We start from the raw sequence: 19,709 nt of genomic DNA on the forward strand, positions 1-19,709 counted from the left end.
CTCCGCGCGCGCATCCAACCCGTGGGTCGTCCTCAGTTCGTGCAGCCGTGATGTGTCCGTGTCGATGAACGTCACGTTGTGACCGGCGGCCAGGAATCCTCTTCCTGTCGCTACCCCGACCACACCCGAACCGACGATGAAGATCCTCGACGCCTGCATCTGATGTGCGCCCTTCCAATGGGACGGTAAACTCGGTCCGACGGGCCGGATCGAGTATCGCAGACGGTAAATCGCCGGTTACCCACGGCAGTTGTTACGAAGGGTCACGGCTCCGATGATCGGGGCGGCGTTAAATCGTCATGGATTGCCAGCTCGCGGGCTGGTTCGCCGGCTTCCCGCCCGGGTCGGCGCCACAGTTTCGCTTGATTGTCAATTCCGTCGATGGTGGCAACCGGTGTGATCCGGGACGCAATCAAGAGCACACGATTTAGTGAGCGGGCGCCCCTGACCGAGCGGCGTGGCTTCTTTCCGTCACTGTAATCCGGCGGCAGTTCCCCGTTCCGTCACTCGTCCGTGGCCACCCACAGGTGGGGTCGGCCCCCGCCGCCCGGTTCCGGTCATCCGGTGTGCGTGACCTGGAGGGAGTAGACGACCACCTCGCCGACGGCATCGGGGTCGTCGCCCCTGTCCGGATTGGACTGCACGTAGCTCCCGGCCTTGAAGTACCAACCGGACCCGCTCTCCGGGATATCGGCTCTGAGCCAGCCGTTGTAGAAGACCTGCACACGGCGAGCAGCCGCCACGATCCGCATGTCGTACGGGGTGCCCAGGCGGTAAGCCGGGTCGATCACCACCTCGCGGTCACCGTCCTGGTACTCCACGAGCAACCGCTCGCCCTCCAACCGCACCAGCATCACGTCGTCATCGGCGTCGTGGATCTGGGCCGCCACCAGGTGGGGCTTGACCTGGGGCAACCGGGTGATGGCCTGCCGGACGCAGAGGGTGTGGGTGCCACTGCGGTTGGACCAGCCCGCCTTCTGGTCCCCGCTCATCTCCCGCAGTTCGGAGCGCGGATAGCTGCTGCCCGACGTGGTCACCCCACCCGCGTTGGCCGTGAAGACCACCCCGTTCCCGGTGCTGTTCAGGGAGAAGTGCGACCCCAGGTAGGTGGTGAGGTGCGGCTGGTAGATGTCGTCCGGATCGCTTTCCTCTCCGGTGGGGAGGGTCAGGTACCAGTTCGACAGGTCGATCACCTCGCCCGGATACCGGCCGCGCACCGGGGATGCGAGCGCCGGCGGTGCCGGAGCAGGGATCACGGCGGGAGGTACGACGAAAGGCGCCGCGGGAGGTACGGCGAAAGGCACCGCGGAGGGGACGAGGACGGGTGCGGGCGGGATCGTGGTCGGGCTCGTGAACCAGTCGATGGGTGGGAAAGGCGGTGGCCCGGCGCAGCCGGTCGTCGGGACGGCAACCGGCACGACGACCAGGGTCATCGCCGCGAGTGCCGGCATGACCCCGGCGGTGATCTTCTCGACGTTCACCTACTGCGCTCCCGGTCCGATCGGTCGTCGGCTGCGCTGTCGGCTGGGCCCGTGGCTGACGTGAGCACCGCTGGTCGCTGTGCCGCATGCGGTGCACGCCCAGGCGGAGCGTAAGTCGCGCTCACGGTCCGGACGGGAGTACTGCGCTCCCCGAATGGGTGGCCGGACCGTTCGTGGGTGTGAATCCGTCAGCCGCCGTGCAGGTAACGTGCTCCGGATGACGGGCCGCGAACTCGTCGTGCTGGGCACCGCGAGCCAGGCGCCGACGCGGCACCGCAACCACAACGGCTACCTGCTGCGCTGGGACGGCGACGGCTTCCTGTTCGACCCCGGCGAGGGCACCCAGCGCCAGATGCTGCTCGCCGGCGTGGCGAGCAGCGCCATCAGCCGACTGTGCCTCACCCATTTCCACGGCGACCACTGCCTCGGTGTGCCGGGTGTCGTGCAACGGCTCTCGCTGGACCGCGTGGCGCATCCGGTGCACGCGCACTTCCCGGCGTCCGGACAGCACTACTTCGAGCGGCTGCGCCACGCCAGCGTCTTCCACGATGTCGCCGACCTGCGGGAGGAGCCGATCGAACGGGAGGGCGCGGTGGCGGTCACCGCGAACTGGACGCTGGAGACGCGCCGGCTGGACCACGGGGTGGAGGCGTTCGGCTACCGGCTCGTCGAGCCGGACGGGCGACGGTTCCTGCCCGACCGGCTCGCCCGGCACGGCATCGCTGGCCCGGACGTCGGCCGCCTGCAGCGCGCCGGGTTCCTCGAGGTGGGCGGCCGCACGGTGGGGCTGGAGGAGGTCAGTGTCCCCCGCCGTGGACAGCGGTTCGCGTTCGTGATGGACACCCGCCTGTGCGACGCGGTGCACGCCCTCGCCGAGGGGGTGGACATGCTCGTGATCGAGTCGACCTTCCTCGACGAGGACGCCGCGCTCGCCGCCTCGTACGGTCATCTCACGGCCCGGCAGGCCGGAACGGTGGCCGCCGCTGGCGGGGTGCGTCGGCTCGTGCTCACCCATTTCTCCCAGCGCTACGCGGACCCGGCCCGGTTCCACGCGGAGGCCGCCGCAGCGTTCGACGGGGAGATCGTGGTGGCGCAGGACCTCATGCGCATCCCGGTCCCGCAACGACGGGCGGTCTGAGCTCCTGTTTCAGCGCTGCGGGCTCAGCCCGGCCACGGCCAGACCGAACAGCCGATGCGCTCTGGCGCCGGGGTCCGGGTGGTGCTCCGTGGCCAGGACGATGCCGACGGCCAGGGTGATCAGGTCGGTGACGGTGACGCCTGAGGCCACCGTGCCGTCCTGCACGGCGCGGCGCAGCAGCGGGCCCGCCGCCTCTTCCAGCGCCGCCGAGCAGGCGTTCTCGTGCACCGGGTCGGACGCGGCGCCGTCGTAGGCCAGCGCGGCCGCCAGGCCGCGGGCGGTGACGCAGTAGGTGATGACGTCACCCAGCCATTCCAGGAGCGCGTCCCGGCTGTCGCCCGCGCTGGTCAGGTCGTGGGCGCGGACGCGCAAGGCCTCGATCCGTTCCCCGGAGACCGCCTCCAGCAGCGCACGGCGCGTCGGGAAGTGCCGGCGGACGGTCGCCGAGCCGACCCCCGCGGTCCGGGCGATCTGTTCCAGCGAGGCGCCGGCGCCGTGGGCGGCGACCTCGGCCTCGGCCACGGAGAGGATGCGCGCGTAGTTGCGCCGGGCGTCGGCGCGCCGGCGTTCGGGCATGCCATCTCCGATCTTGCATAAGTGGCGGGGCCCGCCATATCGTACCGGAGTCGAAACGGCGGGGCCCGCCGTTTATGGGCGGCTACTCGAGGAGCACCATGTCCACAGATTCCGCGCCCGTCCTCGTCACCGGCGCCACCGGCAGGCAGGGCGGCGCCACCGCCCGATCCCTGCTGGCGGCGGGCGTTCCCGTCCGCGCACTGGTGCGCGACCGGAGCACCGACCGGGCCAAGGCCGTCGAGGCGCTCGGCGCCGAACTGGTCACCGGCGACCTGCACGACCGCGACTCCGTGAGCCGGGCCGCCGAGGGCGCCCGGGCCGTCTTCTCCGTGCAGATGCCCGCCATGAGCGCAGAGGGCATCGATGTCGCGGGCGAGGTTGCCCAGGGCGTCAACCTCGTCGAGGGAGCGAGGGCCGCCGGAGTGCCGCAGTTCGTGCACACGTCCGTCACCGGCGCCGGACAGCACACCGAAGCTCTCGGGTGGGCCGAAGGCCGCTGGGCGTCGATGGAACCCACCCTGGGAGCGAAGAGTGCGATCCAGGACCGGGTCCGCGCGGCCGGGTTCCCCCACTGGACGCTCCTCAAGCCGGGCTTCTTCATGGAGAACTTCCTCCCGTCCATGGCGTTCCTGTTCCCGCGCGGCATCGAGGGCGGCCTGGTGAGCGTCCTCAACGCCGAGACCCGGCTGTCCCTGGTGGCCGTGGACGACATCGGCAGGGCGGCGGCCGCGGCCATCGCCGCGCCGGAGCGATTCCACGGCGTCGAGCTGGAACTGGCGAGCGACTACCTGTCGATGACGGAGATCGCCGAGGTCCTCTCCCGTGCCACGGGCACGCAACTGCCGGTGCCGGACATGACCGAGGAGGAAGCCCTCGCCGCCGGGATGCCGGCGATGGGCACCACGCACGAGTGGATGAACGTGGCGGGCCAGCCTGGCCGCCCGCAGTACGCGAGGGACCTCGGCATCCCGCTCACCAGCTTCGACACCTGGGCGCAGGAGCACATGCCGGCCGGGGCCTAGCCGTCGTCGTCAGGGGCCAGCCGGCCTTTCAACGCGTCCACCAGCTGATCCTGGAGATCGTCGGGAAGCGGGGCGTCGCGGCGCAGGTAGCCGTTGACGGCGGAGCGGAACACGTCGCTGAACCGCGCGTAGTGGGGCTGGCTGGGTCGCAGCTCGGCACTCCCGATGGCCTGCTCCAGCGTGGCGACGTACGGGTAGCGCTCGCGCACGGCCCGGTCGGAGTAGACGACCTTGCGGGTGGCAGGCAGCCCTCCGCGCTCGAACAGGATCTGCTGGCTGCGCTCACCGGTGAGGAACTCGATCAGTGCCCGCGCGGCACGAGGACGGGTGGTGTCGGCCGACACGGCGAGGTTCTGCCCCCCGAGCACACCTGCTCCACCGGGCAGCGGGGCGACGCCGAACGTCACCGCCGGGATGCCCTCCAGGCCCTGGGTGAGTGACCGGACGGCCACGGGCCAGTTGCGCATGAACAACGCCCGCCCCGACTGGAAGAGCTGGATGCTGCTCGTCTCGTCGAGCTCCGGGATCCCGGCAGGCGCGATCACGCGTAGGCGTTCGATGGCCGCCGCGATCGCCGCAGGCTGGTTCTCGACGACGACGTTCCCGTCCTCGTCGACGACCGATCCGCCTGCGCCCCGGATGACCTCGAGCGCGGTGACGGTGAGGCCTTCGTAGTCGGCGAGCTGACCGGCGTAGCCGTCGACGTTATTGCCGCTGCGCGCACGCATCTCCTGGACCTTCTCCTCGAGCTCGTCCCAGGTGCGCGGCGGATCGTCGAGGAGGTCGGACCGGTAGTACAGCAGCCCGACATCGGTGTTGAAGGGCAGTGCCCACAGCACGCCGCCGTAGCGGCAGGTGTTCAGTGGTCCGGCGAGGAAGCCGCTCGTGGAGACCTGCGACTCGTCGACGCTCTGGATGTAGCCGGCGTCGGCGAACTCGGCGGTCCAGGTGACGTCGAGGTTGAACACGTCGATCTCACCCCGCCCGGACTGCGCCCTCGCCAGCATCTCGCTGCGCGCGGCGTCGGCGATCGCGGACGCCTCGACGATCCGGGCCGGGCTCCGCGGATGGAGCCGGTTCCACTGGCTGACCAGCTCCTGGCGTTGACCGTGGATGCTGGCGTCGCGTCCGGACAGGACGACGATCGGACCGTCCTCGAGATCGTCGGGGTCGGTGACGAGCCCCGTGACCGCCGTCGTGATCAGCGTGGCGACGACGCCGACGGCGATGCCGACACACGCCCAGATGGGCGGCTTCTTCCAGTCGATGCAGTCCATCAGCGGCCACCCCACAGCCCGGCGATGGCCGTGCGCAGCACCGTGCTGAGATTCGACAGGTCGGCGTCGCGGCACTCCCCGGCCGTCGCCGTGGTGATCGCGCTGAGACCCGGGTCGGAGCAGCGGATCTCGCCGATGGTGACGACGACGAGCCGCGCCCCGCTGCCCGCGAGCGACGCGCTGACGGCATCGGCGGTGAGACCGCTGCTGGTGTCCTCACCGTCGGTCAGGACGACAACCGCGTCGACCCGGCCCGGGTCCGCGGGACCGAGTGCTGCGGCACCGTCGGTCATGGTGCGGAAGAGTGGGGTGTTCCCCGCGGGGCGCACGCCGGCGAGCGCCTGCCGGGCGGCCGCGAGCCGGTCCGGCTCGGAGGACCCCAGCGGCACCGCCTCCACGTGGCCGGTGCCCGGTGCGTCGGGGAAGAACCAGAGGCCGAACTCGTCGCCGGGGCCCATACCGCCCAGCGCGGCCAGGACGGCGGCCACGGCGAAGTCCGCTCGTCTTCCTTCGGGGGTCTCCGTGGCCATCGACCCGGAGGTGTCCAGGGCGAAGAGCACCCGGCCGCGTCGCTGGGCGACGTCGTGCGCTGCGGCCGTGCCGTCCCACTGGCCCGGGGGGATCGGCTCCGTGGCCGGCACGGCGCCCGGATCGATGCCGACGGTGGTGAGCGTGGGTCCGACGGTGTACGGACCCACCGGGCGCAGCCCTGTGCGCACGATCGCCTCCCGGCCGGGGTCGCTGCGCAGCCACGCGCCGAACCGGGCGGCGGCCTGCTCCTGCGGAGGGTCGCTCCACGAGAGGCGCACGAACTGGTGGTCGAGGGCCCGGGTGTCCGTCGGGTACAGGGCCGTGAGCCGCTCCGGGCGGTCGGTGCCGGACAGGCACGAGGCGCCGAGCGGATCGCCCAGGTTGAACCGCACGACCTGCTGCTCGGACGCGATTACGGCGGCTTGCGCCCCCAGCGTCCGATGCCGGCACAGGAGCCCGGGGGTGTCGGTGAGGGGGAAGCCGCCCCTGTCGAGGGACGCCGCGATGCGGTGCTCGACCTCGGCCGGAGCGAGCTGTTGCGGGCTCGCAGCGCCGTCCTGCCCGGGCACGCCGTAGAGCAGCGCGGTGGCCAGGAGGCCGAGCTGGGTGGAGTCGGGGTCGGCACGCACGACGTCGACGTCCTCGTCGGTGAGCCTGCGGAACACGTCGGCCCACCGGCTGTGCTCGTTGTTCTCCCGCACCGCCACGGCGTCGGGAACGGCGAGCACCACGGGTGACACGGCGATGGGGGTGGCCTCGGCGACCGCCGAGGCCTGGGCGCCCGGCTGGGTCAGGTCGGCGAGCTCATGGCTCGTGGTGGCCAGCCAGATGTCGGGCTGCGGCCCGATGTCGCGCAGCGCGGTGGACCCGTCCAACCACCCCGTGCCCTTCGTGATCTGCTCGCGGATCTCGTCGCCTGCTGCGGAGTAGACGTAGACGTCGACGGTGGGGCAGTGGTGGTTGTCGGTGGCCGTCCACTGCTCGTAGGAGTCGGCGAGCCCGCGGGCGGTGGTGACGGTCTCCGGGTCGGCGACCATGCGGAGCTGCGTGACCGGTGCGCAGCCGGCGAAGCCCAGCGAGACGCCCCGCGCGAGTTCCCACACCGGCGGGACACCGAACGCGAGCGCCGCGGCGAGCACGATGGCCACCCCGACGGCCGCCCGCCTGCGTTGCAGCCAGCGCACGAGCAAGGTCGGGCGGCCCTCCAACATGCGCCGCACCGCCTCGTGCCAGCCCGCGTAGGCGGTGAGGAACGCGGTGAGGGCCGCACCGGCCACGATCTGGATCCAGTGCTGGGCTGTCTCGGGAGGGTTGGGCGTGATCGCCACGAGGACGATGCCGAGCAGCGCGAGGACGAACCCCACCGCCCGCCACAGTGCGGACGGCCGCGGGGGACCGTCGCCGGGTTCGGACACGCGACGGAGCCCCCTCCCGCTTACGCCCTTGTACGACGACCGGGGTGGCGCGATCCGGTCGATCAGTGACACACCGTACGCAACCGGTCCGACAGGAACGACCCCTCTCCGGATCGGGGGCCGCCGGTCGAGGTTCTTGTCACTGTCGCGCTGTCAGGTTAGCCTGACGAAATGGTAGGGGGCAGGGACCCGTGGCCGGCCGGGCGGGACGCGTGGGGCCGACTCGACGGCTGGGACCACGGAGGCCGCGACGTCGACGCCACGGGCGCGGGCACGGCTGCAGGTGACGCGGCCCTGGACGCGTTGTCGGACATCGGAGTCGTGCGCCGGCTGCTCGATCAGACGGAGCTGGCTGCGGTGAAGGCGGCGCGCGCGAACCGGAAGTCCTGGGCCGAGATCGCGACCATGCGGGGGATGACGCGTCAGTCCGCCTGGGAGCGGTGGCGCGATCTGGACGGAGACGAACGCTCTGCTGCCCGGCAGGGCGACCCCGCCGCAGGCGAGCCGGAGCCTGGGCGAGCCCGCACGGTCCCCGAACGCCTGGCCGAGGCAGCCCGGGGGCTGACGGGCGCGGCGGGCGCAGCGATCGTCGTCCCGGATGTGCTCGGTCTGTCGTGGGAGCAGGCGCGGCGGGCCCTGATACTGGTGCATCTCGTCGCGGTCAGCCCCGACTCCGATCCTGCGCCGCTCCTCGGCGGGGAGCTGTCGGAGTACGTGGTGGTGGAGCAGAAGCCGGTGGCCGGTACGCGGGTCTCCCGGGGCTCGCCCGTCACGCTGTGGGTGGAACGCGGACCGGGCTCCGCGGGTGTCCGCAGCCCGCTCCGCCCGCCGCCACCCCCCAGGGAGATCAGTGGCGCGATCGACGAGACCACGGGCGAGAGCGTCCGCTGACGACGTGCGCGGTGGTCAGTCCGTTGCGGTGAGCGTGGGCCATCCGTCGGCGGTCCAGTAGATCCCCTGCAGGGCCAGCCGCGGCTGCCCGCCTGCCGTGGCGTCGTAGAAGTGGAAGGCGAGTATCCCGTCGGACGCCGACTGGCCGCCGGGCCCGACGCGGTCGCCCGCCGTCGAGACGACGGCGGTGCCGCCGCCTTCGAGCAGTGGGCGTCCGTCGCGGTCGATGTACGGGCCGGTCACCTGACGGGAGCGACCCACGACGACCCGGTAGTTGCTCTCCACTCCGCGGCAGCACGTGTCGAACGACACGAACAGGTAGTACCAGCCCCCACGGCGCACCACGTACGGCGCCTCGATGGCGTTGGGCGGTTCCTGCCGGTCCGCCAACCGCAGCGGCTCGCCCTTCGCGGGGACCGGGAGGCCGGACGGCCACTGCAACGGCACCATGCGGATCCCGCTCCAGTAGGAGCCGAACGCCATCCACGGCGTTCCCCAGTCGTCCTCGACGATTCCCGGGTCGATCGCGTTGAAGTCGTCCTCGGGGACCGACTGGATGACCGGTCCGCGGTCCACCCACCTGTAGTTCGGGCTCGCCGGGTCGAGCGTGGTGTTGGTGGCCAGCGCGATCACCGACCTGTTGGAGCCGAAGGTCGACGCCACGTAGTAGAGGTAGTAGACCCCGCGCTTCCGGTAGACCTCGGGTGCCCACAGGTTGTTCACGCCGGGCACGGCCTTCGTGAGCCACGCCGGAATCGCATCCCAGATCGTTCCGGCGAAGACCCAGTCCCGCCCGTTGGCGGACATGCGGATCTGGAGCGTCCCGCCCTGCACGGCCGGGTCGCCGGTGGAGAACACGTACCAGTTCTCGCCGGGCCCACCCGCCACCAGCGCCGGGTCGTGGGCGGCGAGATCCCCCCTCAGCTGCGACGTGGTGTCCCCGGCTCCGGGGTCCTGCGCGTCGGCGGCCATCGCCGGCAGCGGCACCATCGTGGCCGCTGCTGCGGCGAACACGGCCACGGCGACGGTCAGGAGGCGGGCAAGTCGCACGGTCGTCATCCGTTCGGTGGGAGGGTCCGGGCTGCCGGACGGAGCGCTCATCGTGGGATCCCATCGTGCGTCCCGACCGGCGCTCGTTGTAGTGACGGCGGGCCGAACCCACCGCGGGGGTGACGCTCTCTACCCGTCCGGACGTAGGCGGCCCCGGGGCGTGTTCGTCACCGATATCCGGCGTTCCCGCGCCCGGGGTGGGTCATCGTCCGTCCACGTCGATCGGGGCGCTGCGGGTGATGGCGAACCGGGAGCCGTCCCCCGTCTCAGCGCGCAGACCCGCCCGGTGTCCCGCTCGGTGAACGCCGCAGCGTGAAGACCGCCACCCGCACGGCGAGCGCGTCGATCAGCAGCACACCGAGGCTCCACGGGTCGAACCCGCCGCCCGCGCCGGGCCCGGAGACCGACAGCCACGTCACGACGAGAGCACTGGCGACCCCGACCGCGCCCATGATCGCGCAGGCGAGCAGCCAGTGGTCCTCACGGTCGCCGCCGAACCGGGCCGCCCCGACGAGCAGGCCGACCAGAACGAGCGCGATCGCTACGACGGCGAGCAGCCCGGAGAGACCGGCGACGAATGCGGACTCCGAGGTCAGCGCGAGGCCTCCGTGGGCCACTGCGGCGACGCCCAGCAGCGCCGCCACGATGACATGGCCGCGGGATGACCGTTGGGCGCTCACCGGGCGAGCCTATGCCCCGCGCCCGACCGGGCCGGGCCTCAGACCTACCGATCCACGATGGCGCGCGGAACGCCGCGATAGGGATCCTTGGCCTCTTCGGCCAGGTTCGCTGCGGCGTCGAAGCCCACGAGTGTGGCGAGAATCGGTGGAGATGGACATCCCGGCTCAACCCACCGCGCACGCGGCGGGCCGAGCGTGGTCCGCGCCCTTTTCCTGTGCGAGATAGACGGACAGCCTGCCGTCCCGCTCGGCCGCGACGCGACACATCGGGTCCCATCCGCGAACGGCGTGGATGTCCGTGCCGGGAGGCAGGAAGCCGGTGTCGCCGTCTCTCGACGGCCCCGGGTCCGCCCCGGTGCGCTCGTTGAAGGCGCTCAGTGAACATCGCGACTCGGCGACCACCTCGCCGAGATCGGCGCGGCTGATCGGGGGAGTGGGAGTGAAGGCGGCCAGGTACTCGCGGCCGTCGAGGCGGATGAAGTCCACATAGTCGATGACGACCATCTGCGTCGGCCCCTGCGACGGCGTCGCGGTCGGCGTGGTGACCTCTGGACACCCGTCGACGGGCACAGAGGGTGTCGCCACCGGTTGGCGGACGGGCGGTTCACCCACCGGCGGAGCCGTCGAGCAACCGATCGCGAGCGTGGCCATCGAGGCGACGACCAGCCCCGAGAATGCCGCTCGCACCGTGCCTGAACGGGCGACTCGCATCGGCTCTCCTCCGGACCTGGCGCAGTTGCCGGCGTACGCGTCGAGGTCATCGTGCGGTGTCGGAACGGAGTTGTGCCGCGATGGCCGCGCGGTCGATCAGGGACGATACCGCCGCGATGCGACCGTCCCGGTACTGGTAGAAGACGTGCTCCGCGAAGTGGACACGTCTGCCGCTCGGTGAGAAGCCGAGGAACTCGTGCTGCGGTGTGCAGTCGAAGACCAGGCGGCAGGCCACCAGATCGCCGTCGACGACGACGATCCGGGCGTCGAAGACGAGGTCGGGGGTCGCGGTGATGTCGGCGGCGATCATGTCCCGGTACTGCCGGCGCGTCATCGGCTCGCCGTTGTACGACAGTTCGTCCTGCACGTGGTGCACGAGGTCATCGAGGCGCCGCTCGTTGAGCGCGTCGAGGTAGGCGCGGTAGCGGCTCTCGAGATCGACGTTCGTCATGTCTCGACCTCCATACGCGTGGTACCCGGGTCCTGCCGAACGCGAACTGCCCTCCGTACGACTGACGCCCCGGTCCGCCGCGGGTGCGGCGGACCGGGGCGTCGTCGGACGGAGTGATTACCGCAGGTCGTACCGGTCCAGGTTCATGACCTTGTCCCAGGCCTTGACGAAGTCACGGACGAACTTCTCCTTGGCGTCGTCGGCGGAGTACACCTCGACGATGCCGCGCAGGATCGAGTTCGAGCCGAAGACCAGGTCGACCGCGGTGGCGGTGCGCACCACGTCGCCCTTGGCGTCGCGGGCCTCGTAGACGCCCTCCTGGTCGGCCGAGGTGCTCCAGTCGACGCTGAGGTCGAGCAGGTTGCGGAAGAAGTCCTGCGACAGGACCCCCGGGCGGTCGGTGAAGACGCCGTGCTGCGCGCCGTCGGTGTTCGCGCCCAGGACCCGCAGGCCACCGACCAGGAGGGTCAGCTCCTTGGCGGTGAGCTCGAGCATGTAGGCGCGGTCGATCAGCAGCGTCTCCGGGTCGAGCTTCACGTCCGGGGCGATCCAGTTGCGGAACCCGTCGGCGCGTGGCTCCAGGTACTGGAACGTCTCGACGTCCGTCTGCTCCTGGGAGGCATCGGTGCGGCCGAAGGCGACCGGGACGGTGACGTCCACGCCCGCGTCCGCGGCGGCCTTCTCGATGCCGGCGGCGCCGGCCAGCACGATCGTGTCCGCGATCGAGACGGGCTTGCCGAAGGCCGCCCGGACCTCATCCAGCTTCGCGATGACCTCCTGCGTGCCGGCGTTGACCGCCCAGCTCGCCTGCGGCTCCAGGCGCAGCCGGCCGCCGTTCGCGCCGCCGCGCTTGTCCGTGCCGCGGTAGGACGCGGCGGCCGACCAGGCGGTGTGCACCAGCTGGGAGACCGACAGGCCGGAGGCGAGGATCTGCTTCTTGAGCTCGGCCGCGTCGGACTCCGAGAGCAGCTCGTGGGAGACCGGCGGGACCGGGTCCTGCCAGAGCAGCTCCTCCTGCGGCACCCACGGGCCGAGGTAGCGCGAGACCGGACCCATGTCGCGGTGCAGCAGCTTGAACCAGGCCCGGCGGTAGGCCTCGGCGAACTCGTCGGGGTTGTCCCGGAACCGCTCGGAGATCCTGCGGTACTCCGGGTCGGCGAGCAGCGACAGGTCGCTCGTCGCCATCATCGGCGGGTTCTTCTTGCCCGCGATGTGCGCGTCGGGAACGAGCTCCTGGCCCTCGGCCTCCTTGGGCTTCCACTGCTTGGCGCCCGCGGGGCTGCGGGTGAGCTCCCACTCGAAGCCGAACAGCGTGTCCCAGAAGCTGTTGTCCCACTTCGTGGGGGTGGGGGTCCACGCGCCCTCGAGGCCGCTGGTGATGGTGTCCGCACCCTTGCCGGTGCCGTGCTGGTTCTTCCAGCCGAGCCCGCCGGCGAACACCGGGCAGCCTTCCGGCTCCGGGCCGACGAGGTCCGGGTTCCCGGCGCCGTGGGCCTTGCCGAAGGTGTGGCCACCGGCGATGAGCGCGACGGTCTCCTCGTCGTTCATCGCCATCCGGCCGAAGGTCACACGGATGTCGTGGGCCGTCGCGACCGGGTCGGCCTCGCCCTTCGCGCCCTCCGGGTTGACGTAGATCAGGCCCATGGTGACGGCGCCGAGTGCGCCCTCGAGCTCGAGCGGGGCGTCGCTGCTGTAGCGCTCGTCGCCGAGCCAGGTGTCCTCCGGACCCCAGAAGACCTCCTCCGGCTGCCACGTGTCCGCGCGGCCGAAGGCGAATCCGAAGGTCTCGAAGCCCATGTCCTCGTGGGCCACGTTCCCGGCGAGCACCAGCAGGTCGGCCCAGGACAGGCTGCGGCCGTACTTCTGCTTGACCGGCAGCAGCAGGCGGCGGGCCTTGTCGAGGTTGCCGTTGTCCGGCCAGCTGTTGAGCGGCGCGAACCGCTGGGCGCCGGCGCCGCCACCGCCACGGCCGTCGACCTGGCGGTAGGTACCGGCGGCGTGCCAGGACATGCGGATGAACAGCGGGCCGTAGTGGCCCCAGTCGGCGGGCCACCAGTCCTGCGAGGTGCGCATGACCTGGACGACGTCAGCCTTGACCGCCTCGAAGTCCAGCTGGGAGACGGCCTTCTTGTAGTCGAAGTCTTCGCCGAGCGGGTCGGAGTCGCCCGAGGTCTTGTTGAGGACGGTCAGGTCGACCTGGTTCGGCCACCAGTCGCGGTTGCTCCGCGGGCGGGTCTCCGGGTGGAAGGTGGGACCGGCGAGGGCCGGGTTCTCGCTCTCGCTCCTGCTCTCGGTGTCGTCGGTGCCCTGCGGGCTCACGGAAGAGTCGCGGGGCTTCGGGTCGGCCGTGGCCGGGTTCTCGCTCTCGGGGGGCACGTCGGTCCTTCCTCAGGGGGACGCCGGCCCTGGAACCCGGCCGGCCTGGTGGTGGTGTGCGTCTGGTCCGTGGCGGGCGCGCTCAGCGGCCCGCTGGAGGGGACTGGCAGGCTGGGCAGAGACCCCAGTACACGACCTCGGCCTCGTCGATCTCGAAGCCGGCGTCGTCGGATGCGGTCAGACAGCGGGTCTCGCCGATGGCGCAGTCGACGTCGCTCACCGCGCCGCAGGAGCGGCACACGAGGTGGTGGTGGTTGTCGCCCACCCTCGCCTCGTAACGGGCGACCGAACCCGCCGGCTGGAAGCGGCGGACCAGGCCCGCGTCGGTGAGGGCACGCAGGACGTCGTACACGGCCTGGTGCGACACGGACCCGAGCCGAGCCCGGGTCGCCGCGAGCAGGGTGTCGGTGTCTGCGTGCGGGTGGTCGTGCACCGCCGACAGCACGGCCTTGCGCGGCGCGGTGACGCGTAGCGCGGCGTCGCGCAGGAGACGCTCGACCTGTGGGGTGTTCTGCACGACACACATCACAGCACGAAGAACTGACTGGATCAAATCCAGAAGAGTGAAGAGTGTCGTGCGGCACGAACTCGAGGACGGCTGCGTTCGTCGCCGGAACTGCGCTTCCGGTCGAGGCCCCTTCCCCTGGCCGGGAGGGGAACCTTCTGCGTGCCAGGTCGATCCGGCAAGTCTCGCTGTCGAGCTCGTGCAAGAGATCGGGCGATCCGTTCTTCGCAGCATCCTCCCTCGTCAGGGAGGGTTTGTGCCCCCGGCAGGACTCGAACCTGCGACCTAGAGATTAGAAGGCTCTTGCTCTATCCAGCTGAGCTACGAGGGCGCGGGGCGGTCGTCCTGACCGCCACGATGAGGGTAGCGGGGCGCCCACGCCCGCGCGCCGCTGGCTCGCGGGTCGATCACGTGGGGTTTTGTGGCCGAGCGGCGCTCCCGGCTCGAAGCGGGGCCTGGGGTCGGACCGGGCGCGGTGGTCGCTGCCCGACGGCCGGGCCGAGCTGTGGCCCGGTGCCACGCACGCCGTCACCGGTCAGTTCGCCGACGCGGTGAACGCGCGTGTGCTGCACTTCGTGCGTGAGGTCGATGCCCGGTCCGCCCGGACGGCCTGAACGGAAGGAAGCACGATGGCGACCATCACCGAGGATCTGGTCCTCCTCCTGCTGGACCCGGAGTCCGGACGCGCGATCGTCGACAGCACGTCCCTGGAACGCGCCATCGGCGGCGCCCTCCTGCTCGACCTGTCGACACACGACCGGCTCACCGCCGACGGGACGGGCGCCAGGGCACGGCTCACCGTCGCCGACTCCTCCACCACCGGAGACCCGCTGCTCGACGCCGCACTGGCCCGGCTGGAGGGGCGGCACACGCTCCGGGCCCAGAAGGCGGTGGAACGGCTGGCGCGCAAGACCTGTGAGCCGGTGCTGCAGCGGCTGGTCGAGCGCGGGCTGGTACGCCGCGACCGTGGCCGGCTCCTCGGTGTCTTCCCCGTCACCACCTGGCCCGCCGCCGACGCCGGGCCGGTCACCGAGCTCCGCAGGCGGATCGCCGAGGTACTGCGGGACGGCGCCCCGCCCGACCAGCACGTCGCCCTGTTGATCTCGCTGGTGCACGCCGTCAAGGCCGAGCACAAGCTGGTGGACGGGCCGCGCCGGCAGCTCAGGGCCCGCGCGGACCAGGTCGCGCAGGGCGACTGGGCCGGGCCGGCGGTGCGCAAGGCCGTGCAGGCGGTGCAGACCAGCGTGGCGGTGGCCGTGGCCGCCTCGGCGTCGGCGGCGGGTTCGAGCGGCGGCTCCTGAGGGTCCCCCAGCGGCCCGGGGGCCCGCGGCAGTGGGCTACTCGTCGAGCGTGCACGGCGTGCGACGTGCCGTTCAGGTCATCCGGCGCACGCGGGCGTGCCGCTCGACGATCAACTCGTACCTCGCGTGAGAGGGTGAGCGCCATGTCACCGACGCTGCGCTCCGCGGCAGGCTCCGACGTCGGGCGCCGACGGTCGATGAACCAGGACTCGGCGGCCATCAGTCCCCGGCTGCTCGCCGTGGCGGACGGGATGGGCGGCCACGCCCACGGAGAGGTGGCCAGTTCGGTCGCCGTCTCCGCGCTCCTCGACCTGGACGCCCGACTCCGCGGCTTGGACCTCGACGAGGTCGATCTGCTGGCCGCGCTCGACGAGGCCATCACCGATGCGGCCGCCCGGCTCACCGAACTGAGCGAACACAACCCCGAGCTGCGGGGCACCGGCACCACCGTCGTCGCGTTCCTGGTGCACGGCACGCGCATCGGTGTGGCGCACATCGGCGACTCGCGGGCCTACCTCCTGCGCGACGGTGAGCTGCACCGGCTCACCCGCGACCACACCCTCGTCCAGAGCCTGCTCGACGAAGGGCGCATCTCCCCGGAGGAGGCGGCCGTCCATCCCCGCCGGTCCTGGCTGATCCGCACCCTGCAGGAGGGCACCCCGGCGGAACCGGATCTGTTCCTCGTCGACGGCCTCATCGGCGACCGGTTCCTGGTCTGTTCCGACGGGGTCACGGCCGTGCTCGCGGACTCGCAGCTCCAGGAGGTCCTGGCGGAGATCGAGGAACCGGTGGACGTGGTCTCCCGGCTCATCGAGCTCGCCAACGAGGGCGGCGGACCGGACAACATCACCTGCGTCGTCGCCGACCTCGTGGACGAGACCCCACAACCCGACGACGCCCCGGTGGTGGTGGGCGCCGCCCACTCCCACGACGCCTGACCCAGGGCTCCGGTCAGCGGCGCGCCACGAGCCGTCGCAGGGGGAGGGGCAGCGTGCGGCCCGGTCCGGCTCGGCGTGCCAGACGTGCAGCGGCCCGCGCCCGGACGGCGGCGGGCAGGTCCGGCGGCCACAGCCCGGCGCGGGGGAGATCGTCCACGGATGCCTGGGCGGCTTCTGCGTCGGGGAGCGGGAGGGTGAAGGACACCCGGTCGTCGCTGAGCACGGCGTAGTCGGCTGCGGCGAGCAGCCAGCCCGTCCGGTCGAGGGCGGAGCGGTGCAGCCAGCCGGAGCGGTGCACGGTGGAGAGCAGTGGCGCGAGCCGCAGTTCCGCGGCCGAACCCGGCACCGCCGACGGAACCAGGATCACGAGCGTGCCGCTCGGCCGGAGCACCCGCCGGACCTCGGCGAAGATCCCGTCCAGGTCGGGGAGCCGGGGGAGGGCGAGCAGCAGTGCGACACCGTCCACCGCGTGCGAGCGCAGCGGGATCGCATCGGGTGCGCCGCGCAGCAGGGGTCGCCTGACCCCGCGGGGCGTCCGCGGGTCGACGCCGAGCCAGCGGCCGGGGCGGAGCGCGTCGGCCAGTGGACCGGAGCCGCAGTACAGGTCGAGGACACGTTCGGCGGTGAGCAGGGGCGCCGCCGCCCACGGCACGGGCTTGCTGCCGCGCGGACCGTCGGCGGCCAGCAGAACCCGCTCGGTGACATCCTCGCCGTCCACGAGCCTCGCTCCGTCCGTCACGCGCGAAGTGTGGCAGCCCCGGTTCCGGCATCCCCGACCGTCCGGCGCGATCAGGCACATCGGGCATAGCCTGGGCACATGGCGCACGCGACAGTCGAGCCCGCCGCCCCGCCACCGCAGACCAGGCCGCCGTCCGGCGCGGCCGGCGTCGCTGCGCTCGGGACGGCAGTTGCGGTTCTGGTGGCGGGGGGCCTGACGGTCCTCACCAACGCTCGGCCGGCGGCCTCGCTGGGGCTCCCCGACCCGGGGACGATGACCACCGTCGGTCTCCCCGCCGTCCGGGCAGCCACCGAGGTGGGGATGGTCCTGACGATCGGTGCGCTCCTGCTCGCGGCGTTCCTCGTCGCTCCGCAACGGGGCGGCTACCTGGACGTAGCCGGGTACCGGGCGCTGCGCACGGCCTCGTGGTCCGCGGCCGGCTGGACGGCGGGCGCCATCCTGATGGTGCCGCTGAGCGTGGCCGACGCGCTCGGCCGCCCGGTCGGCGAGGTGCTCGATCCCGGGCTGCTGCTCGATCTGGTTCCCCGCCTGTCGGACGCCTCGGCGTGGTCGCTGACCGCGCTCGTCGCGATCGTCGTGCTCACCGGCTGCCGCACCGTCCTGACGTGGGGCTGGAGCGCGGTGCTCTTCGGAATCGCCCTGCTCGGGCCCCTCCCGGTCGCGTTGACCGGGCACTCGGCCGGAGGCGGCGCGCACGACCTCGCGAGCGACAGCCTGGTGTTGCACGTCCTGGCCGCCTCCCTGTGGGTGGGCGGACTGGTGGCGGTGATCGGCGTGGCCACCCTGCGCGGTCCCGATCGCGACGCCGCTCTGGCAACGGCTGTGCCGCGGTTCTCCCGGCTGGCGCTGGCCTGCTGGCTGGTCCTCGCCGCCACCGGGGTGGTGAACGCACTCGTCCGGATCCCGTTCGCCTCGCTCGTCGGCTCCGGCTACGGGGCGCTCGTGTTCGCGAAGGCAGCCGCACTGATCCTGCTCGGCGCGCTGGGGGCGGCCCATCGTCGGTCGTCGGTCGGGGCGGCGTCCCGGGGCGAGACCCGGGCCCTGCTACGCCTCGGCGGCGTCGAGGTGCTGCTGATGCTCGGGACGATCGGGCTCGCGGTGGCGCTCGGACGGAGTGCGCCGCCGGACACCGGAGAGGTGCCGTCCCGCGCCGAGGCGGTGATCGGGTACGACCTCGCCGGACCGCCGACGTTCGGACGGCTGGCGTTCGACTGGCGGTTCGACCTGGTCTTCGGCACGGCCGCGATAGTGCTGGCCCTGGCCTACCTGCTCGGTGTGCACAGGCTCCGCAGGCGGGGGGACGCCTGGGTGGCCGGCCGCACGGCGGCCTGGCTCCTGGGCTGCGCGGCGCTCCTGGTGGCCACCAGCTCGGGGATCGGCCGCTTCGCTCCGGCGATGTTCAGCGTGCACATGGGTCAGCACATGATCCTCGGGATGCTCGTCCCGATCCTCCTCGTGCTGGGCGCCCCGGTGACGCTCGCGCTGCGGGCACTGCCGCCGTCCGGCCGAGCAGGCCCGCCCGGCCCACGTGAGTGGCTGCTCGCGGCGGTGCACTCACCGATCGCCCGCTGGCTGACCCACCCGCTGGTCGCCCTGGCGCTGTTCGTGGGGAGCTACTACGTCCTGTACTTCTCGGGACTGTTCCCCGCCGCGCTGCCCGAGCACTGGGCGCACAAGCTGATGAACCTGCACTTCCTGCTGGTCGGAGCGATCTTCTTCTGGCCGATCGTCGGTGTCGATCCCGCTCCTCGCCGCCTGCCGCCGGCTGCACGGATGGGGCTGGTCTTCGCGTCCGTGCCGTTCCACGCGTTCTTCGGCGTGGCGGTGATGAGCGCGAACACGGCTCTGGGCGGGGACTTCTACCGCGGCCTCGCCCTGCCCTGGGTGCCGGATCCGCTCGTCGACCAGCACCTGGGTGGTGGTCTTGCCTGGGCAGCGGGAGAGGTACCGCTGCTGCTCGTGGTGATCGCGCTGCTGATCCAGTGGTCGCGCCAGGACGAACGGTCGGCCCGACGCGACGATCGCCGGGCGGACGCCGACGGTGACGCCGACCTCGTGGCCTACAACGCCATGCTGCGCCGCCTGGCGACGACAGGAGCACCACTCGTCGCGGAAAGCGACGAAAACGACTATGGTCGGGGTCACACGAAAGAGGCCGCGGTGAGCGACCCGGACGGCCCGGACGAGTCGAGTGGCATCGCCGACCACTCTGTGACCGCAGGTCAAGGCCTATCTCGTGCCACAGTGGACCAGGCGGAACCGCCCAAAAACGGCTGACCGTTCGTCGCGTGGCCGGCCCTCGACTGCCACGCTGAGTGACGTTGAACGACTCGTTTGCGCAGGTCAAGACCCAAATGGGGGGGCGATTTGACGACGTGTCAAGGCCTCGCGTAACTTTCTCCCTGTCAGCGAGACGCCGGACAGAACGAAGGCCCTAGAGGCCCCGGTCAACAGGGCTCGCTGACCGCCCCTCACGGGGGCCCCCGGATCTCGCTAGATCGGGTGGGTGTACTGTGGGAAACACGCCCCAGATCATGGCCATTTGTGGTTGTGGATGGTGTGCGGGTGTCTTTTGAGAACTCAACAGTGTGTCGAGCTTTATCATGAATTGGTTTTATGCCAGTTTG

Annotated in this window: 18 protein-coding genes and 1 tRNA gene; 7 read left to right on the plus strand and 12 right to left on the minus strand. The window is 71.7% G+C overall.

The annotated features are described in order from the left end of the window. Window positions 1-557: 557 nt before the first annotated feature. Entirely contained in the window at window positions 558-1,481 is a 924-nt protein-coding gene (locus AC5L35_RS37090; protein WP_495064436.1) for a polysaccharide lyase family 7 protein, read from the minus strand. 217 nt (window positions 1,482-1,698) lie between these two features. Between AC5L35_RS37090 and AC5L35_RS37095 the strand changes: the two genes are divergently transcribed. Continuing rightward, the gene (locus AC5L35_RS37095) at window positions 1,699-2,619 is read left to right on the plus strand and encodes a ribonuclease Z (protein ID WP_495064437.1); all 921 of its coding nucleotides are present in this window, start codon (window positions 1,699-1,701) and stop codon (window positions 2,617-2,619) included. A 9-nt stretch (window positions 2,620-2,628) separates the two neighbouring features. Here AC5L35_RS37095 and AC5L35_RS37100 read toward each other — a convergent pair whose 3' ends face one another. Next, window positions 2,629-3,195: a TetR/AcrR family transcriptional regulator gene (locus AC5L35_RS37100; protein ID WP_495064438.1), complete on the minus strand. Its 567-nt coding sequence runs from the start codon at window positions 3,193-3,195 to the stop codon at window positions 2,629-2,631. A gap of 98 nt (window positions 3,196-3,293) precedes the next feature. Here AC5L35_RS37100 and AC5L35_RS37105 point away from each other — a divergent pair, with 98 nt between their 5' ends. Then, window positions 3,294-4,217 (plus strand): NmrA family NAD(P)-binding protein, encoded by a 924-nt coding sequence (locus AC5L35_RS37105; protein WP_495064439.1) that lies wholly within the window; start codon window positions 3,294-3,296, stop codon window positions 4,215-4,217. Here AC5L35_RS37105 and AC5L35_RS37110 read toward each other — a convergent pair. Together AC5L35_RS37110 and AC5L35_RS37115 are read right to left on the minus strand one after the other, a co-directional pair. Beyond that, on the minus strand, window positions 4,214-5,494 hold the full coding sequence (locus AC5L35_RS37110) for an ABC transporter substrate-binding protein (RefSeq protein WP_495064440.1): 1,281 nt from the start codon (window positions 5,492-5,494) through the stop codon (window positions 4,214-4,216). The two genes, AC5L35_RS37105 and AC5L35_RS37110, sit on opposite strands and share 4 nt — an antisense overlap. After that, window positions 5,494-7,440, minus strand: coding sequence for a vWA domain-containing protein (locus tag AC5L35_RS37115; RefSeq protein ID WP_495064441.1), 1,947 nt, complete (start codon window positions 7,438-7,440; stop codon window positions 5,494-5,496). Before AC5L35_RS37115 ends, AC5L35_RS37110 begins: the two co-directional genes overlap by 1 nt. A gap of 171 nt (window positions 7,441-7,611) precedes the next feature. Here AC5L35_RS37115 and AC5L35_RS37120 point away from each other — a divergent pair, with 171 nt between their 5' ends. Further along, window positions 7,612-8,331, plus strand: a complete 720-nt coding sequence (locus tag AC5L35_RS37120) for a PASTA domain-containing protein (protein ID WP_495064442.1) — start codon at window positions 7,612-7,614, stop codon at window positions 8,329-8,331. A 15-nt stretch (window positions 8,332-8,346) separates the two neighbouring features. Here the strand turns inward: AC5L35_RS37120 and AC5L35_RS37125 are convergent, their stop codons facing one another. From AC5L35_RS37125 to AC5L35_RS37155, 7 genes are all read right to left on the minus strand, one after another. Beyond that, a complete protein-coding gene (locus tag AC5L35_RS37125; protein ID WP_495064443.1) occupies window positions 8,347-9,432 on the minus strand; it encodes an arabinan endo-1,5-alpha-L-arabinosidase in 1,086 nt (361 codons plus the stop codon). A 215-nt stretch (window positions 9,433-9,647) separates the two neighbouring features. After that, window positions 9,648-10,061 carry a hypothetical protein gene (locus AC5L35_RS37130; protein ID WP_495064444.1) on the minus strand — a complete coding sequence of 138 codons (414 nt, stop codon included), beginning with the start codon at window positions 10,059-10,061 and terminating at the stop codon, window positions 9,648-9,650. A 165-nt stretch (window positions 10,062-10,226) separates the two neighbouring features. Then, on the minus strand, window positions 10,227-10,772 hold the full coding sequence (locus AC5L35_RS37135) for a hypothetical protein (RefSeq protein ID WP_495064445.1): 546 nt from the start codon (window positions 10,770-10,772) through the stop codon (window positions 10,227-10,229). A gap of 46 nt (window positions 10,773-10,818) precedes the next feature. After that, complete coding sequence (locus tag AC5L35_RS37140) at window positions 10,819-11,223, minus strand: ester cyclase (RefSeq protein ID WP_495064446.1); 405 nt, start codon at window positions 11,221-11,223, stop codon at window positions 10,819-10,821. 117 nt (window positions 11,224-11,340) lie between these two features. After that, entirely contained in the window at window positions 11,341-13,542 is a 2,202-nt protein-coding gene (katG, locus tag AC5L35_RS37145) for a catalase/peroxidase HPI (RefSeq protein ID WP_495064452.1), read from the minus strand. 139 nt (window positions 13,543-13,681) lie between these two features. Next, window positions 13,682-14,116 carry a Fur family transcriptional regulator gene (locus tag AC5L35_RS37150; protein WP_495064447.1) on the minus strand — a complete coding sequence of 145 codons (435 nt, stop codon included), beginning with the start codon at window positions 14,114-14,116 and terminating at the stop codon, window positions 13,682-13,684. A 245-nt stretch (window positions 14,117-14,361) separates the two neighbouring features. Then, window positions 14,362-14,435, minus strand: a tRNA-Arg gene (locus AC5L35_RS37155). 88 nt (window positions 14,436-14,523) lie between these two features. On the opposite strand from AC5L35_RS37155, the gene AC5L35_RS37160 reads away from it, so the two are divergent. The 3 genes from AC5L35_RS37160 (at window position 14,524) to AC5L35_RS37170 (ending at window position 16,343) form a co-directional block, all read left to right on the plus strand. Beyond that, window positions 14,524-14,718, plus strand: coding sequence for a hypothetical protein (locus AC5L35_RS37160; RefSeq protein ID WP_495064448.1), 195 nt, complete (start codon window positions 14,524-14,526; stop codon window positions 14,716-14,718). A 15-nt stretch (window positions 14,719-14,733) separates the two neighbouring features. After that, the gene (locus tag AC5L35_RS37165) at window positions 14,734-15,405 is read left to right on the plus strand and encodes a GOLPH3/VPS74 family protein (protein WP_495064449.1); all 672 of its coding nucleotides are present in this window, start codon (window positions 14,734-14,736) and stop codon (window positions 15,403-15,405) included. A gap of 143 nt (window positions 15,406-15,548) precedes the next feature. After that, window positions 15,549-16,343, plus strand: a complete 795-nt coding sequence (locus tag AC5L35_RS37170; protein ID WP_495064453.1) for a PP2C family protein-serine/threonine phosphatase — start codon at window positions 15,549-15,551, stop codon at window positions 16,341-16,343. A gap of 13 nt (window positions 16,344-16,356) precedes the next feature. On the opposite strand, the gene AC5L35_RS37175 is transcribed toward AC5L35_RS37170, so the two are convergent. Then, window positions 16,357-17,082, minus strand: coding sequence for a class I SAM-dependent methyltransferase (locus tag AC5L35_RS37175; protein WP_495064450.1), 726 nt, complete (start codon window positions 17,080-17,082; stop codon window positions 16,357-16,359). A 78-nt stretch (window positions 17,083-17,160) separates the two neighbouring features. Here AC5L35_RS37175 and AC5L35_RS37180 point away from each other — a divergent pair, with 78 nt between their 5' ends. Further along, the gene (locus AC5L35_RS37180) at window positions 17,161-19,359 is read left to right on the plus strand and encodes a bifunctional copper resistance protein CopD/cytochrome c oxidase assembly protein (protein ID WP_495064451.1); all 2,199 of its coding nucleotides are present in this window, start codon (window positions 17,161-17,163) and stop codon (window positions 19,357-19,359) included. Window positions 19,360-19,709 lie beyond the last annotated feature (350 nt).

The organism is Pseudonocardia sp. OZ21 (genome assembly GCF_059359135.1).